The sequence below is a fragment of the Cupriavidus sp. CP313 genome (assembly GCF_054072015.1).
This window is the reverse complement of the sequence record NZ_JBSVZB010000043.1, coordinates 31,533-46,703: the sequence shown is the minus strand read 5'-3', so window position 1 is coordinate 46,703 and position 15,171 is coordinate 31,533. Positions and strand designations below refer to the sequence as shown.

Here is a 15,171-nt window from a genome sequence, read left to right as displayed (position 1 = left end):
CTTGGTTCAGGATGTTCGGATCGTGTAGACCGGGCCGCCCGGGCTCAGAAGCCGTCGGCCGTCCAGCCGCCATCGGAGACCAGCGCGTGGCCGGTGATGAACGCGGCCGCGTCCGACGCCAGGAACAGCGCCACCTCGGCCATCTCCTCCGGGGTGCCGAAGCGGCGCAGCGGCGTGCGCGCCATCAGCGCGTCGGCGTCCAGCGCGCGGCGCTCGATCAGCGTGTCGGTCAGCGCGGTGCGCGTATAGCCCGGACAGACGGCATTGACGCGGATATTGTGCTGCGCCCATTCGGCCGCGAGCGACTTGGTCAGCGACACCACGCCGGCCTTGGCCGCGCAATAGGCCAGCCGGTTGGCCGACGACACCAGGCCCCACATCGAAGCAGTGCTCAGGATGACGCCGCCGTTCTGGCGGATCATGCGGCGCGCGGCGGCCTGGGTGCAGTAGAAGACCCCCGAGAGGTCGATGTCGATGGCACGGCGCCACTCAGCCGGCGTCAGGGCAATCGACGGCTTGTTCATCGAGATGCCGGCGTTGTTGAGCAGGATGTCGATGCGGCCGAAGCGCGTCTCGGCCTCGGCGCAGGCGCGCTCGACCGCCTCGTCGTCGGTGGTCGACGCCTGCACGGTCAGCACCTGCAGGCCGGGGAAGGCCGTCTCGAGCTCGTGCCGGGTAGCGGCCAGCCCTTTGGCGTCCAGGTCCAGCAGCACCAGGCGCGCGCCGTGGCGCGCGAAGCCGTGGGCCATGGCGCGGCCGATGCCGCTTGCGCCGCCGGTGTTGAGCACCACCTTGCCTTCCAGGCCCGGGTAGCGGGCCGGGGCAAACGGTTGCGCGCCGGGAAATCCGGCAAAAGAAGGGGCGTTCATACCGCGAGCCAGTCCTTGAGTAGTTGGGGGTTGGAGGTCAGTTGTTCCGGGGTGCCTTCAAACACGATGCGGCCATGGCCCATCACACAGACGCGAATCGACACCTTGAGCGCGATGGCGAGCTTCTGCTCCACCAGCACCACCGAGACGCCGCGCCGGTGGATGTCGCGGATGGCTTCGCCGACCACGGCGACGATCTTGGGCGCCAGGCCTTCGGTCGGCTCGTCGATCAGCATCACCAGCGGGTTGCCCAGCAGCGAGCGGCACATCGTCAGCATCTGCTGCTCGCCGCCGGAAAGGCTGCCGGCCTTGGTATTGCGGCGTTCCTTCAGGCGCGGGAAGTAGTCGAACATCTGCTCCACGGTCCACTGCGGCGCGCCCTCTGGCGCGCGCTGCTCGCCCATGCGCAGGTTCTCGTCGACGGTCAGGTTGGCAAACACCTCGCGCTCTTCGGGCACGTAGGCAATGCCGCTGCGGCAGATTGCATACGAGCGCGCGCCGGTCAGGTCGCGGCCGCGCAGGCGGATGTGTCCGGCCGAGGGCGGCACCAGCCCCATGATCGCCTTGAGCGTGGTCGAGCGGCCGGCGCCGTTGCGGCCGAGCAGGCTAACGACCTCGCCCTGGCCGACCTGGAAGTCCACGCCATGGAGGATGTGGCTCTTGCCGTAGTGCGCGTGCAGCTTTTCCACCGAGAGCAGCGGTGCGGGGTTCATACGCTGACCTCCTCGCCCAGGTAGGCTTCCTTCACGCGGTTGTTGTTGCGGATTTCGTCGGGCGCGCCGGTGGCGATGATCTCGCCGTAGACCAGCACACTGATGCGGTCGCTGAGCGAGAACACCACGTCCATGTCGTGCTCCACGATCATCAGCGTGCGGCCCCGCGTGACCTCGCGGATCAGCCCCGCGGTGTAGCTGGTTTCCTCGTGCGACATGCCGGCCATGGGCTCGTCGAGCATGATCAGTTGCGGGTCGGACGCCAGCGTCATGGCGATCTCCAGCGAGCGCTGCTCCGAGTACGACAGCTCCCCGGCAATCACCTGCGCGCGGCGCGCGAGCCGCACCTGCTCCAGCAGGTGCGCGGCTTCCTCATTGACCGCGCGCGCCTTGTGGGCGAACCGCCACAGCGTGTACTGGAGGCCATGCCGGCGCATCAGCGCCAGGCGCAGGTTCTCGAACACAGTCAGGCCGGCGAAGATATTGGTGATCTGGAACGAGCGGGCCAGGCCACGGCGGTTGATGTCCTGCGGCGAGAGGCCATGGATCGGCTTGCCGCCGAGCAGGATCTCGCCGCGCGTGAGCGGCAGGCGCCCCGAGATCAGGTGGAACAGCGTGGACTTGCCGGCGCCATTGGGGCCGATCAGCGCATGGCGCTCGCCCGGCACGATGTCTAGGTCGACGCCGCGGATGATGTCGACGTCGCCGAACGACTTGCGCAGCCCGCGCAGCGACAGGATGGGGGATGCGGTCATGCGGGGTTCCTCCCGGCCTCGATGGCATCGCCGGCGGCGATGTCCGTGGTTTCAGCGTCCTCGCGCAGCCGCAGCCAGCGCTGGCTGGCATGCCGGGCCAGCATGGCGCCTGCGCCCACCAGCACCGCTGGCGGCAGCCACGTCAGCGCCGACAGCGGCGCCCATTCGCGGCCAAACAGCGGGATCGGCGGCCAGCCGGCGCCACCGTTCAGCGCGGCCAGCGCGCGATAGTCCTGCGAGAAGAAGCGCTGCAGCAGTTCCACGCTGAACACGGTGCCGCCCGCCAGCAGCAGCGTGGCGACAACAAACGTGACGGCGATCGGAAGCAAGCTGCGCGCGCCATAAGTCTTGCTGCCGGCGACCCACCATGTCAGCAGGCCCGAGATGCCGGCCGGCATGAACAGCATCACCAGCACGAACACGATGCCCTGGTACAGCAGCCACGAGCGCGTCAGGTCGGACACCGCGTAGCCGAAGAAGGTCATCAGCGCCGCGCCGAGCGCCGGCCCCAGGAAGACCTTGACGCCGCCGATATAGCTGTTGAGCACCACGGCCGCGGAAACGCCCGCGTCGAACAGGACATAGTTGGCGGCCTCCATGTTGATGGCCTGCAGGCCGCCGGCAATGCCCGAGAACATCGTGGAAATGGCGAACACCAGCACGCCGAGCCGATGGATGTCGTAGCCGAGGAAGCGCAACCGGTTGGCGTTCTCGCGCAGGCCCAGCGTTAGGCGGCCGACCGGCGTCAGCGTGTACAGGTAGAGCAGCGCCAGCGACAGCAGCACCCAGGCCAGCGTCAGGTAGTACACCTGGTTGCTGTCGCCGAAGGTCAGGCCCCAGGCCGGCATGCGCATGGTGGAGATGCCGGCTTCGCCGCCGAACCAGCTCTTGATGTGCGGCGCCAGCGCATGCAGCAGCTCGGCCAGTGCCAGCGTGATCATGGCAAAGTAGACGCCGGTGCGCTTGGTGGCGAACCACCCGGCGACCAGGCCGATGGCAAGCCCGGCAGCGCCGCCCGCCAGCGGCAGCAGCGGCGTGGGCAGCAGGCCATTGCCGCCCACGGCGTTCATGGCGTGGACCGTGGCAAACGCGCCCACGCCAAAATACGCGGCATGGCCGAACGAGAGCATGCCGCCCTGGCCGCTGAGCAGATTGAAGGCCATCGCGAACAGCACCGCGATCAGCATCTGGATGGTGGCGTTGACCAGCGACGGCGACAGCACCGCGGGGGCCGCGACCAGCGCGGCTACGGCGAGCGCCAGCAGGATCGTGCGGGAATGACGCATGCTTACTCCTTTTCGCCCATCAGGCCGGACGGACGGCACAACAGGATCAGCAACATCAGCGCGAACGGGATCGTTGCCGACAGGCTGGACAGTTTCAGGGTCAGCAGCCCGCCCGCGCGGCTGGCCCACTCGCCCGCGCCCACCAGCGCCAGCAGGTCGGCCAGGCTGCGGTCCACACCGACCGACAACGCCGTCATCAGGCCGATCAGGAGCGAAGCCACCATGGCGCCCTCCAGCGAGCCAAGCCCGCCCACCACGACCACCACGAAGACCAGCACGCCCAGTTCCAGCGCCATGTTGGGGTTGGTGGTATAGAAGGCGCCCGCGACCGCCCCGGCCAGGCCGGCCAGCGCCGCGCCGATGCCGAACACGCCCATGAACACCAGCGGCACGTTGTGGCCCAGCGCCTCGGCCATGCGCGGCTTGTAGATGGCCGAGCGCACCACGATGCCGACGCGCGTGCGGGTCAGCAGCAGGTAGATGACCACGAACATCGCGATGGCCACGATGCCCATGAAGACGCGGTAGAACGGGTAGGTTGACGCGCCCACGTGGAACGCGGCGAAATCCAGCGACGCGGGCACCCGGTAGTCGACCGGAAAGTTGCCGAAGAACAGCTTGACCAGCTCGGCGATGATGAACGACAGGCCGAAGGTGAGCAGCAGCTCATGGGCATGGCCGTGATGATGGACACGGCGCAGGAAAAAGCGCTCTACGGCCACACCGACCAGTCCCACCAGCAGCGGCGACACCACGATGGCGGGCCAGAAGCCGATCACGCCCTGCAGCGAGAAGGCAAGGTAGGCACCCAGCATGTAGAACGATGCATGGGCAAAGTTGAGCACGCCCATCATGCCGAAGATGAGCGTCAGGCCGGCGGAGACCATGAACAGCAGCAGGCCGTAGATGGCGCCGTTGAGTAGCGAGACGATGAAGTATTCCATGTGCGCTTCCTGGGGACGAGCCGGGCCGCCGCGCGCCGGGACGTGCCCGTGCGCGCGTGGCGGGTGCGGCCCGGACGGGCCGCGAACGCGGGAGAAGAGGCCTAGGCCGGGCGCTGCATCTTGCAGCTGGCCTGCGGCGGCGTCGCGGCTTCTGCTGCAGAGAAGGTCTTCACCGGCTTGAAGCCCATGTCGGTGCCGTCCACCTTGAACCTTGCCTCCTTGCTGACCACCGACACCACCATCGGCAGCAGCACCTGGTGGTCATCGGCACGCATGCTCAGTTCACCCAGCGGCCCCTTGAGTGTGGCCTTCTCCAGCGACTTGGCCAGCGCTGTGACGTTGAGCTTGCCGCTCTCGGGCTTGACCGTCTTCAGGGCCTGGCCCAGCATCTCGATGCCGAACACCGCCTGCGGCTCGACATAGGCGGGCAGATGCCCTGCCTTGGCTTTGAAGTCGTTGGCGAACTTCTCGCCCTCGGCGCCGCCCGCTTCCGCGTTGAACGGATGGGCGACATAGTGGCCGAGCGCCACCTCGCCGGCGTTGCCGAGATTGCCCGGCTGGTCCAGGAACACCGTGGCGAAGCGGGTCTTGAGGCCTGCCGCCTTGGTGGATTTCATCAGCAGCAGCAAGTCGTTCGACCAGTTGCCGGTCATCGTGGTATCGGCCTTGGTCGCGGCAATCTTGGCCACGTACGGCGAGAAGTCCTGCACCTTGTTGACGTCGTGCAGCGTCTTCTCCACCACCTGGTAGCCGCCCGCGGCCGCGTCCTTGGCGATCGCCTTCTCCATGTCCATGCCCCAGGAATAGTTCTGGTTGATGGAGTACACGCGCGTGCCGAGCGCATTGAGCGGCTTCATCGCGCCGACCAGCGCCTTGACGCGGATCTCGGCGTTGGTGGCGAACTTGAAATGGTAGAAGTGGCACTTCTCGCCGGTCAGCTCGAGCGCTTCGCCGCCAACGTTGAGGAACAGGATCTCCTTGCCCGGATTGCGCAGGTTGTACTTGCGCACGTCCTCGGTCAGCTGGCCCGATACCGCCGACGATGCGCCCTGGACCACGATCTGCACGCCATCGGCAATGGCGGCCTTGAGCTTGTCGGCGGCACCAGCGGGGCCACCCTGGTTGTCGTACTCCACCAGCTGCAGCGGTTCGCCGTTCCAGCCCCCGGCGGCATTGATCTTGTCGATCGCATAGCGCGCCGCAGCGCGGAACATCAGGCCGGTAGAAGCTTGCGGACCCGACAGCGTCTCCACGATGGCGATTTTGACCGGAGCCGCGTATGCGGCGCCCCCCAGCAGCGAAAGGGCCGCGCAAGCGACAAGACGACTGGGAAAACGGCTACCGCTCATGGTTGTCTCCTGTTGTGTTGGTCTGACGGAAGTGGCCGGATCGAGCCAGCCAAATTGGCCTGACCACAACCACAATTGGTCAGACCAATTAAATATAGGGAGTCCGGCGGACACAGTCAATGCCGTATCGGCGGATCTAGGGTTTCCACGGGGGAAGCAATTTCCCGGAAAGCAGTGCGCCGGGCATGCTACATTAACCTGTAAGACCAGTTACACACCCCGATCCATGCAAGGAACCGAGCGCCCGGCCGAGGGAGAAGAATCATGACGTCGAGAGGATCTGCCCAAGTGCTAAAGACACCCAAACGCGCGGAAGGGACATCGTTCTACCCCGAGCCCAAGCACCTGCCCGACGAGATTGCGTCGCGGCTCACGCAAGCCATCCAGGCCGGCGAGTTCGCAATCGGCGACCGGCTGCCCAGCGAGCGCGATCTTTGCGAACAGTTCTCGTGCAGCCGCGCGGTGGTCCGCGAAGCCCTCTCGCAACTCAAGAGCGAAGGACTGGTCTCGTCACGGGCCGGCAGCGGCGTGTTTGTCACCGAGCGCAGCCAAAAGCAGGCATTTCGGATGCAGGACGTCACCATTGACGAGAAGGACTCGCTGGCCATGGTGATGGAACTGCTGGTGACGATCGAAGTGGCAGCAACCCGGTTCGCCGCCATGCGCCGCTCGCCGGAAGACCTCAAGCGCATCAAGCGCGCACTGATCGGAATGGAATACGAGATCGCCAACGACCGGCTGGGCGATGAGGAGGACTTTGCTTTCCACCAGGCGATCGTGGACGCCACGCACAACCCGCATTTCCGGGCGCTGTCGGAGCACCTGGAGCATGGGGCAAGGCGCGTCATCCGGCAGGCACGCAGCAACACCAAGGCGCAGCATGCCGACCTGATCGAGGCCGTGCAGCAAGAGCACAAGGCCATCTATGACGCCATCGCCGCCGGCGATCCGGCGCGCGCTGCGGCAGCCGCGGAAACCCACCTGCGCAACGCCGCGGAACGGCTGAATATGTATCTGAAGGGTTGAAGATCGCCCGCTTTGGGCGGCTCGCGCAGTTGCGGACATCCGGATGAAGCGATATCGAGGCTCGATACCTGGCGGGGCCGATCCCCTCCATCGTGCCAACGGCGACGGACGGGTGATCGCCACCATCGACGCCATCAGGGTCGAGCCGGCGCCGCGCCCAGAAGCTCGAGCGGCCCTCCCTGGGAGCCTCCCCAACTTTTGCACGCTCTCTTCTACGGTTCCGTGAAGAAGGGAAGCCAGCAGGGAAACTGCTGGCAAGATTGTTTCATGATAATGAAACAACACGCCGACACTGTGATGGCTGTCCTCTATGCCGAGGGAACGACCCGACGCCAAGCCAGCATTGCACGGTTGTAGGTCGAGCCTGGCGATTAATTGCGTTTTTATTTTGGCGTGCGACGTGCGACGTCACCTTCATCTCCAGGCAGGCCCGAATAAACTCCGCACTGGCCGCGTCGAGTATCTCGTGCATCACTTAAGGCGCGCGAATTCTCATACTGCGCCACATCCGCGCCAATTTGTGGCGCAGTTTGAAGAACTACGCCACAATCGCGCCACCCTTTAAGCGAACTGCGCCACGGCCCACATGTCCACTGCCCACGCCCTGCTAGAAAGCATTCGGAAAGCCTCCGCGGGATTAATGCTTGCCGAGTTGCTGGCACAGCATCCCGACGTTGCGCGCCGGACTGCACAACGCTGGATCAGCCAATGGATCGATGGCGGACAGATCACGGCGATCGGCGAAGGGCGCGCCCGTCGTTATTTCGTGGCGAAAACGACAGGGGTTGCCGCGACCGCTCCGGAGCGGGATCGCTTCCCGGGTTACATCCCGCTTTCCGCAGACAGCCGCGACATCGTGGCGTATATCGATCAGCCCGCGGCGGCGCGCAAGCCCGTGGGCTACCAACGCGACTTCCTTGACGCCTATCAACCTAATGTCACACGGTATCTGTCGGAATCGCTTCGGCGTCAGCTACACAAGATGGGCAAGACCGCACAGGCTGATGCCCCCGCTGGAACCTATAGCAGGGCCATTCTGAACCGGCTGCTGATCGACCTGTCATGGGCATCGAGTCATTTGGAGGGCAACACCTATTCCCGCCTGGACACCCGTGAGCTGATCGAGCATGGGAAGGCGGCGCAAGGCAAGGCGGCCATCGAAACACAGATGATCCTCAACCACAAGACTGCCATCGAACTGCTGGTGGAGAACATCGGTACGGTCGGTTTCGACCGCTATACCTTGATGAACCTGCATAGCGCCTTGTCGGAGAACCTGTTGCCCAACCCTGCCGATGAAGGCCGGATTCGCCAGCACGCTGTGGACATTGGCAAAAGTGTTTACCGCCCCCTGTCAGCACCACAGCAAATTGATGAGGCACTAGATGTCCTGCTCGAGAAAGTGAATCAGATTGCCGATCCCTTCGAGCAATCATTCTTCGTGCTGGTGCACCTGCCATACCTGCAGCCATTCGCGGACGTCAACAAACGCACCTCGCGCCTGGTGGCCAATCTGCCGCTGTTCCGTGCAAACCTTTGTCCGCTTACGTTCCTGGATGTGCCGGAGCAAGCTTATAGTCGCGCCATCCTTGGCATGTATGAGATGACCCGCGTCGAATTGCTGCGCGATCTCTACGTTTGGGCCTACGAGCGCTCAACGCAAGAGTACCTGGCCATCAAGCAGGATCTGGCGGAACCCGATCCACTACGCCTTGCCTGGCGTGATGTGATCAAACAAACGATCCGGGACGTCGTGCTGCAACCCGATCAGGATGCGCTATCCGTGATTCGGCAGGTCGTCATGGCAAAAGTGCCAGAGGCTGATCGTGACAACGTGCAAGCGCTGATCGTAGAAGAACTCCGGCGGCTGCACGAGGGCGTACTGGCCCGCTACGGCTTGCGCCCCTCGGAACTCGCAGCTTGGAAGGCATTCCAGGTGGCTGGGCCTCCCAACTGATTGTATTGCCGCCGCGTGACCAAGCTCTACACTCTGCACTCCCGAGGTGGAGTGTGTCTCCAAGGGCAAGGCCCCTTAGCCTTACGAGTCCGGCGTGAAGGTGCGTCCGGCGATCACTGGGAGTGGAACGAAGTTGGGGAAGTCGGCAATGCGCCGTGCTCGCCGAGCGTAAGTGCCACTATGGGCTGGCGGCGGCTTCTGCGACGTTGCTGGACACTGGCGTAGGCAAAGCTGTCGCCCGCCCCAATAGGTTGTCAGCGCGCAGACGTCGGTTCAGCGCCCAGACAGTTCGGCCAGGCTTGGTTTGACCAGACTGACACCCTCGTTCAATGCGGAAACGAGCGCGGGGACTGAGTGTCCACGACACGACAATCTGCGTGCCGCGCACGCGTCTCGCATAAAAATCGACAGGAACACCAGGCGGCAGACTACCGGTCATCACCAGATATCGCGGCGGCTGGGCAAGCGTCTCGAAATGAATGATGCAACGCTCCCATTCATTCTGCGCGACGTTTGGCCCTGGCAGCACGGAGCGTCAGCAGCACGCTCAGGTCATCTCGCTGCCGCTGGCCGGGATACGTACCAGCGGCGTCATCTGGCACGCCACCGAGCCGGCCTGCACGTGTTCCAGCTCGAACACCACGCCGTCGTTGGCCGATTGCGCGAAGCTTACGCATACGCCCTGGGACATCCGCGCGCTGCGCGACGCCATGCAATACCTGCTGCTACGACAGAACTAGGGATAATGCAGGCATCGCATGTTCGACTTCCGCCTGCGCATGAACACCGCCCCCCCGCCCCCGCCAAAGCCGCGCCGCAAGCCGGTTCAGGCCCGCTCCTGGCAGACTTCCCTGGCCATCCAGGAGGCCTTTGTTCGGCTTTTGCTGGAGAGTGGCTATGCCGGCGTCAAGATCCGGGCCATCGTGGACCTGGCCGGCGTCGGCCTGGGCACCTTCTATGAGTACTTCTCGAACAAGGAAGAGCTGGTGCGGGTCTGCCTGCACCTGCGCTCCAAGAGCATCGTGGTGGCAATGGGTTCCCGGCTGGAGGAGGTCCGGGGCAAACCCTTGCTGGAGATCACCGACGCGCTGATCGACGTCAATATCGACAGCCACCGGACGACGCCCGAGCGCTGGGGACCGCTCTACCTGCTGGTAGCGCCAATTCTCGGGGCAGCACGCCTACCAGACCATGTACGACCGCTTCATCGCCCAATGGCGGCACGCCTTCGCCGCCGCGGCCGGCTGGCCGGCCGGGGTCGACATGCAGGATGCGGCGACCACCACCCAGGCCATCACCTACGGCCTGATCTCCCGCGCCTGTATCAGCGACGGCGCCGAGGTGGACCTTGCGCGCGTACGCACCCAAGTCCGGCTAGCCGTGCACGGTTATCTGCGCGAGCTGCACCGCCAGTGCGGTGCGGAGCCGGCCTAGCCGCAAGCGCCGCGACAGGTTTGTGCTGGCCATGCCCGCATCGCCGAGGACCCGGTTCATACGGCCCAAACATCTGGCGGATCTGGCAGACCAGCCATTCGTCTGGTTCGACCCGACCCGGTCCGCCGCCCACCATCGTTTCCTGATGACGCAGTGCGAACGCGCCGGTTTCACGCCTCGGGTATCGCAAACACCTCGCTGCGGAATTCGTTGCCTGGCACGAATTCACTGCCGTGGCCCAAAATCCGTCAACTGCTTTCTGAGCAGTTGCCCCCGTGCCACTGCCTTGTCCCGCTATCGGCAAGTTGACAGCGCCGGGCGTCGAGGCGAAGGCCCATCCCGGGACGAAAGGCCCGCTGCGACGCCAGCCATGCCGTGGTGCCTGGCACGGGCCGCGTTCGGGCAACCCACACGGTAGTACGCCAGCATGTCCCATGCGTTCTCGATATCGAGGCCGGCAGCACTCGTCAAGGCACGCTGGCCCTCTTCCGGCAGGTAGTCGAAGAAGTGCTGCAGCGGCCCATCGGGATCAAGCCGCCCGCCCCCCCTCAAAACCCCAACTGCCGCGCGGCCAGGTCTTTCATGATTTCCTCCGATCCGCCGCCGATCATCATGACCTTGACCTCGCGGTATACGCGCTCGCTCAGGGTGCCCCGCATGAAACCCATGCCGCCGAGGATCTGCACGGCCTGGTCGGCGCAGAACTGCATAGCCTGGGTGGCCTGGATCTTGGCCATGCAGGTGCGCGCCACCAGGTGCGCCGGGTCGCCGGCCTGGTGCTGCACGCGGTAGGCCAGATCGTAGACGAGATTGCGGGCGGCTTCGATGCGCAGGGCCATGTCGACCAGCTTGTGGCGGATCACCTGGCGCTCCACCAGCGGCTGGCCGAAGGTGTTGCGCTGGCGCGCCCAGTCCAGCGCCTCCTGCAGGCAGGCTTCGGCATAGCCATAGGCGCAGGCGCTCATTCCCAGCCGCTCCGAGTTGAAGTTGCGCATGATGATCTGGAAGCCGCGATTCTCTTCGCCGATCAGGTTGGCGGCCGGGACGCGGCAGTTGTCGAAATGCAGGTGGGCGGTGTCGGAGGCGAGCCAGCCCATTTTCTTGAGTTCGGTGCGGGTCAGGCCGGGCGGGTTGCCTTCGATCAGCAGCAGGGAGATGCCTCCGGCGCCTTTGTTGGCGGGATCGGTGCGCACGGCCGTGGTGATGAAGTCGGCGCGCATGCCGGAGGTAATGAAGGTCTTCTCGCCGCTGACGATGTAGTGGTCGCCATCGCGCACGGCGGTGGTCTTGAGGCTGGCTACGTCGGAGCCGCCGCCCGGCTCGGTAATGGCCAGGGCGGCGATCTTGTCGCCGGCGATGACTGCCGGCAGCACCCGCTCCTGCAGCGCCTGGCTGCCGGCCGCGACGATGGGCGGCACGCCGATGGAGTGCGAATGGAGCGAAGCGTTGACGCCGCCGGAGCCGCAGCGGGCGAACTCTTCCGCCTGGATCAGGTGATAGAAGATGTCGCCGGGCGTGCCGCCGAAGTGTTCCGGGTAGCCGAGCCCGAGCAGGCCGACTTCCGCGGCGCGGCGGTAGAGCGAGCGGGGAAAGGTCCCTGCTTCGTCCCAGTCGTTCACGTAGGGAGTGATCTCGCGGGCGACGAAGTCGCGCAGCGTGCTGCGGAACTGCTCGTGCTCGGCGGTGAAATAGTGGGCCAGGGGTGGCTGGGTCAGGAGGCTCATCGTGGGTCCTGTGGAGCGTTCGGGTCGGGTCGCATGCGGCAACCTCGACCATAGGCCGCTTCGCGCACTTCGTCTTGCGCTAAGTGGTTGGCCCCGGCAAACCCGAACCCACGCTCAGCCGGGCGGCATGCGATCCAGCTGCCGGGCGGATGCTTCCAGCCCTTGCAGGATGCTGTCCGCCTTTTGCGGGAATCCTTGCGGCAAGGCCGCGCTGACGGTGGCGATGACCGCCGGCGTCAGCGCGATGAGCCGCTGGATGATGCCCTCCGCATTGGGGCCGTGGAAACACTTGGGCGCCATCGCGTTGAAATGCCGGCGCTGCACATCCTTGAACAAGTAGTGCCGGTTCTTGCCGGCCACCGCCATGGCCAGCTTAGCCTTGTGCCACGACCACTGGTTCGCCCCGTTGCCGACCACCGGCCAGATTGACATCACGTCATAGAGCGGCGTCATCCGGTACCGCCCGCCCGGCAGCAGGCGGATGCTGAAATTCTTGGCATGCCCGTCGGGCGCCGCCAGCATCCAGAACAGGATCTGCGTGGTAAGGAAGATCTCGAGATCCTCGTCGGCATGGGTCGATTGCCGCAGGATCTGGGCGATGTCGCGCATGCCCGGGCCACCGTCCGCTTCGTACTTCAGGTGGGGGGCGACGCCGAGCGCCTGGCAAAAGTCCTCCTGCGGCAGGCGCAGTATCCAGCTGCCCGAGGAGTGCAGTTGCCTGTCGAAGCGCTGCACGCTCAGCACCTTCTGACTGGCAAAGGTCTTGATCTCGCCGTGCGCCACGGGCAGGCCGTAGGCGGCGAGGATGGCCAGACAGAGCCACTCGTTCTCGATCGAGGTGCTGAGGTCGGCGCGCTTGTTGCCCGCCAGCCCAAGCGGCAGCTTGAGGATGTGCGTGGTCGGCGTGGCGCCGTGCGGCTTCATCCACTGGTTCCCATGCCACAGCAGCGCCGTCTTCTCCTGCGCGCCGGCCAGGGAGATGCGGAAGTCGTCATCGGCTTCCTGCACGCCCATGCCGGCCGGGCTGATCGTCTGCCGCAGCCACCATTCGATCTCGGTATCGGACTGCGGCGTGCCATCGATGCGGTCATGGCCCGCCGGCTGCTCGTTCTCGGCGAGCAGCTGGACGGCGCCGACGCAATCGCGGCCGATCGCTTCCAGCAGATCGAAGGCTTCCGTGGTGGCCGCCTTGAAGCGCGTGGCGAGGCGCTTGCGGATAGCGTCGCTGTCGGGCAGCAGGTTGTCGAAATAGTTGCGCACCCGGTCGCCCTTGAGCGGGGCTGCATCGACGCCGAACGGCAGCGACAGGGAGAGCGGGCGTCCGGCGGGCGAGTCGATCCAGTCCGGGTCGTACTGCAACTCCATGTCGCTGCGGGTGGGAATGCGCCACGTCCCTACCCGCTCGCCATTGTGCTCGCCAAGATGCGCCAGCACCCGCCCACCATCTTCTCGGGCGTGCCGACCATGGCAATGCTGCTGCTGATGCATCCGGATTCGGCCAAGGTGGATTTCTCCTCCGTCCGGCTCGTGATCGTGGGCAGCGCCACCGTGGATGCCGCCCTGCTGGAGCAACTGCAGGCGCGCATGCCGCAAGCCACGGTGATGAACCTGTACGGCCTGTCCGAATCCTCCGGAGCGATCGTGATGACGCCCTGGGACGCCGAGCGGCAGGACCTGATGCAGTCGATCGGCCGCATCTTCGACAGCGCCGCGGTGCGGGTGGTCTCGTTTGCCGGCGAGGAGGCTGCCACCGGCGAGATCGGCGAGCTCTGCTTTCGCGGCGCGGGGGTTTGCCCGGGCTACGTGGGCGGCGCGGCGGGGGCGGATGGCTTCGATGCCCAGGGCTGGCTGCACTCGGGCGACCTCGGCTATGTGGACGCGCGCGGCTATATCCACCTGAAGGGGCGCAAGAAGGATATGTACATCCAGGGCGGCTTCAACGTCTATCCGGCCGAGATCGAAGGGGTGATCGCGCGTCATCCGGCGGTGATGATGGTGGCCGGCATTGGCGCGCCCGACCCTGTGCTGGGCGAGATCGGCCGCTACTACATCGTCCCCAAGCCCGGGTGCCAGGCCACCGAGCAGGAGATCCGCGCGTACTGCGCCACCCGCCTGGCCGACTACAAGGTGCCGCGCCAGGTAGTGCTGCGCGACGCGCTGCCGCTGACGCCGGCCGGCAAGATCCACAAGGCGGCATTGCGCGCGGAGAATGCCGCGGACACCCCTGCCCGGCCCGGCTAGCCGACGTTGCCCGCCTGGCCGGGCATGCCGCTCCCGACCTCCGCACGCTCGCCAATCAGCGCGAGCTTGCGCGAGCCGGCGAAGATGTCGCTGGGCTTGAGCCCGAAGACCTGGCGGATGGAATGGCTGAAGTGGGTGGAATCAGGGTAGCCGGTGTCCAGCGCCACATGGGCCAGGTTGGAGTCCTGGGTGACATAGTGGAGCAGGCTCCGTGCCCGCTTCCAGGTGCGAAAGCTGCGGAACGGGGTGCCGACGTCTTCCTTGAACAGGTGCAGGAAGCGCGAGAAGGACAGATGGGCCGACGCCGCGCAAGACTCGGCCGTGGCGGTGGCAGATGGGGCATTGCGGATGCGCTGCACCACGGCCTCGATGCGCGGGTCCAGGCGGCGCGGCGCCAGCCGCTCGCCAAAGAAGATCTGGTCGAAGCTGTCCGCCTGCAGTTCCAGCTCGCGGCCGTGCGCGCCCAGGTAGGCATGGGCCTGGCGCACATGGCGCACAAAGGCAGGATCGTCCACCGGTCCTGCCCGGCCGCGTAATACCGAGGGCAGGCGCGCAAGGTCGATGCTTTCGCCCTCCAGCGCCAGGTCGCAGATCATGCGGTCGTCGCAGGCCACCGAGTGCGGCATGTACGCCGGCACCACCGCCAGTTCCGTGGACTCCCAACGACCGTCGTCGAAGCGGATGCGGATAGGTGCGCGCAAAGACACATAAATCAACAACCCGCCCATGGTACGGACCGACGGCGAGCCCAGCAGGCCGGCGTAGAACAGCCGGTCCGGCGTGAGCCACATCACCCGGCCGGCCCCAGCCCTGGCGCCAGATGCCATGGCCGTCGCTGGCGGGCACGCAATGCCGTGTGCTTGCATCTGCATG

The 15,171-nt window shown here is 65.7% G+C and carries 14 protein-coding genes and 2 pseudogenes; 6 read left to right on the top strand and 10 right to left on the bottom strand.

What is annotated here, in order from left to right; genetic code table 11:
• Nucleotides 1-44: 44 nt before the first annotated feature.
• The 6 genes from ACW4E8_RS36400 to ACW4E8_RS36375 form a co-directional block, all read right to left on the bottom strand.
• Complete coding sequence (locus ACW4E8_RS36400) at nucleotides 45-869, bottom strand: SDR family NAD(P)-dependent oxidoreductase (protein ID WP_456808927.1); 825 nt, start codon at nucleotides 867-869, stop codon at nucleotides 45-47.
• Nucleotides 866-1,582 (bottom strand): ABC transporter ATP-binding protein, encoded by a 717-nt coding sequence (locus tag ACW4E8_RS36395; protein ID WP_456808926.1) that lies wholly within the window; start codon nucleotides 1,580-1,582, stop codon nucleotides 866-868. The genes ACW4E8_RS36400 and ACW4E8_RS36395 overlap by 4 nt, the downstream gene beginning before the upstream one ends.
• Entirely contained in the window at nucleotides 1,579-2,337 is a 759-nt protein-coding gene (locus ACW4E8_RS36390) for an ABC transporter ATP-binding protein (protein WP_456808925.1), read from the bottom strand. The genes ACW4E8_RS36395 and ACW4E8_RS36390 overlap by 4 nt, the downstream gene beginning before the upstream one ends.
• A complete protein-coding gene (locus ACW4E8_RS36385) occupies nucleotides 2,334-3,623 on the bottom strand; it encodes a branched-chain amino acid ABC transporter permease (RefSeq protein WP_456808924.1) in 1,290 nt (429 codons plus the stop codon). The genes ACW4E8_RS36390 and ACW4E8_RS36385 overlap by 4 nt, the downstream gene beginning before the upstream one ends.
• A 2-nt stretch (nucleotides 3,624-3,625) precedes the next feature.
• On the bottom strand, nucleotides 3,626-4,567 hold the full coding sequence (locus ACW4E8_RS36380; protein WP_456808923.1) for a branched-chain amino acid ABC transporter permease: 942 nt from the start codon (nucleotides 4,565-4,567) through the stop codon (nucleotides 3,626-3,628).
• A 101-nt stretch (nucleotides 4,568-4,668) separates the two neighbouring features.
• Entirely contained in the window at nucleotides 4,669-5,916 is a 1,248-nt protein-coding gene (locus ACW4E8_RS36375) for a branched-chain amino acid ABC transporter substrate-binding protein (protein ID WP_456808922.1), read from the bottom strand.
• Between the two features lie 288 nt (nucleotides 5,917-6,204).
• Between ACW4E8_RS36375 and ACW4E8_RS36370 the strand changes: the two genes are divergently transcribed.
• Nucleotides 6,205-6,942, top strand: coding sequence for a FadR/GntR family transcriptional regulator (locus tag ACW4E8_RS36370; protein ID WP_456808921.1), 738 nt, complete (start codon nucleotides 6,205-6,207; stop codon nucleotides 6,940-6,942).
• 586 nt (nucleotides 6,943-7,528) lie between these two features.
• The gene (locus ACW4E8_RS36365; RefSeq protein ID WP_456808920.1) at nucleotides 7,529-8,899 is read left to right on the top strand and encodes a Fic family protein; all 1,371 of its coding nucleotides are present in this window, start codon (nucleotides 7,529-7,531) and stop codon (nucleotides 8,897-8,899) included.
• A 547-nt stretch (nucleotides 8,900-9,446) separates the two neighbouring features.
• Here ACW4E8_RS36365 and ACW4E8_RS36360 read toward each other — a convergent pair.
• Nucleotides 9,447-9,611, bottom strand: a complete 165-nt coding sequence (locus ACW4E8_RS36360; protein ID WP_456808919.1) for a hypothetical protein — start codon at nucleotides 9,609-9,611, stop codon at nucleotides 9,447-9,449.
• 46 nt (nucleotides 9,612-9,657) lie between these two features.
• On the opposite strand from ACW4E8_RS36360, the pseudogene ACW4E8_RS36355 reads away from it, so the two are divergent.
• The 3 genes and pseudogenes from ACW4E8_RS36355 to ACW4E8_RS36345 all read left to right on the top strand — a co-directional run.
• Nucleotides 9,658-9,834: pseudogene (locus ACW4E8_RS36355) on the top strand (TetR/AcrR family transcriptional regulator); the annotation flags it as partial.
• Between the two features lie 256 nt (nucleotides 9,835-10,090).
• Nucleotides 10,091-10,333, top strand: coding sequence for a hypothetical protein (locus ACW4E8_RS36350; protein ID WP_456808939.1), 243 nt, complete (start codon nucleotides 10,091-10,093; stop codon nucleotides 10,331-10,333).
• A 13-nt stretch (nucleotides 10,334-10,346) separates the two neighbouring features.
• A pseudogene (locus ACW4E8_RS36345) lies at nucleotides 10,347-10,523 on the top strand (LysR substrate-binding domain-containing protein); the annotation flags it as partial.
• Nucleotides 10,524-10,881: 358 nt separating this feature from the next.
• On the opposite strand, the gene ACW4E8_RS36340 reads toward ACW4E8_RS36345, so the two are convergent.
• Both ACW4E8_RS36340 and ACW4E8_RS36335 read right to left on the bottom strand, forming a co-directional pair.
• The gene (locus tag ACW4E8_RS36340; RefSeq protein ID WP_456808918.1) at nucleotides 10,882-12,057 is read right to left on the bottom strand and encodes an acyl-CoA dehydrogenase family protein; all 1,176 of its coding nucleotides are present in this window, start codon (nucleotides 12,055-12,057) and stop codon (nucleotides 10,882-10,884) included.
• Between the two features lie 114 nt (nucleotides 12,058-12,171).
• Nucleotides 12,172-13,491, bottom strand: a complete 1,320-nt coding sequence (locus tag ACW4E8_RS36335; protein WP_456808917.1) for a type II toxin-antitoxin system HipA family toxin — start codon at nucleotides 13,489-13,491, stop codon at nucleotides 12,172-12,174.
• On the opposite strand from ACW4E8_RS36335, the gene ACW4E8_RS36330 reads away from it, so the two are divergent.
• Nucleotides 13,480-14,298, top strand: a complete 819-nt coding sequence (locus tag ACW4E8_RS36330) for a class I adenylate-forming enzyme family protein (protein WP_456808916.1) — start codon at nucleotides 13,480-13,482, stop codon at nucleotides 14,296-14,298. The genes ACW4E8_RS36335 and ACW4E8_RS36330 overlap by 12 nt on opposite strands.
• Here ACW4E8_RS36330 and ACW4E8_RS36325 read toward each other — a convergent pair.
• Nucleotides 14,295-15,170 (bottom strand): helix-turn-helix domain-containing protein, encoded by an 876-nt coding sequence (locus ACW4E8_RS36325; protein ID WP_456808915.1) that lies wholly within the window; start codon nucleotides 15,168-15,170, stop codon nucleotides 14,295-14,297. The two genes, ACW4E8_RS36330 and ACW4E8_RS36325, sit on opposite strands and share 4 nt — an antisense overlap.
• Nucleotide 15,171 lies beyond the last annotated feature (1 nt).

Coding starts and splice junctions, on each gene's coding strand:
- ACW4E8_RS36400 (WP_456808927.1), bottom strand. CDS start 869: ATGAACGCCCCTTCTTTTGCCGGATTTCCCGGCGCGCAACCGTTTGCC.
- ACW4E8_RS36395 (WP_456808926.1), bottom strand. CDS start 1,582: ATGAACCCCGCACCGCTGCTCTCGGTGGAAAAGCTGCACGCGCACTAC.
- ACW4E8_RS36390 (WP_456808925.1), bottom strand. CDS start 2,337: ATGACCGCATCCCCCATCCTGTCGCTGCGCGGGCTGCGCAAGTCGTTC.
- ACW4E8_RS36385 (WP_456808924.1), bottom strand. CDS start 3,623: ATGCGTCATTCCCGCACGATCCTGCTGGCGCTCGCCGTAGCCGCGCTG.
- ACW4E8_RS36380 (WP_456808923.1), bottom strand. CDS start 4,567: ATGGAATACTTCATCGTCTCGCTACTCAACGGCGCCATCTACGGCCTG.
- ACW4E8_RS36375 (WP_456808922.1), bottom strand. CDS start 5,916: ATGAGCGGTAGCCGTTTTCCCAGTCGTCTTGTCGCTTGCGCGGCCCTT.
- ACW4E8_RS36365 (WP_456808920.1), top strand. CDS start 7,529: ATGTCCACTGCCCACGCCCTGCTAGAAAGCATTCGGAAAGCCTCCGCG.
- ACW4E8_RS36360 (WP_456808919.1), bottom strand. CDS start 9,611: ATGGCGTCGCGCAGCGCGCGGATGTCCCAGGGCGTATGCGTAAGCTTC.
- ACW4E8_RS36350 (WP_456808939.1), top strand. CDS start 10,091: ATGTACGACCGCTTCATCGCCCAATGGCGGCACGCCTTCGCCGCCGCG.
- ACW4E8_RS36340 (WP_456808918.1), bottom strand. CDS start 12,057: ATGAGCCTCCTGACCCAGCCACCCCTGGCCCACTATTTCACCGCCGAG.
- ACW4E8_RS36330 (WP_456808916.1), top strand. CDS start 13,480: ATGCGCCAGCACCCGCCCACCATCTTCTCGGGCGTGCCGACCATGGCA.
- ACW4E8_RS36325 (WP_456808915.1), bottom strand. CDS start 15,170: ATGCAGATGCAAGCACACGGCATTGCGTGCCCGCCAGCGACGGCCATG.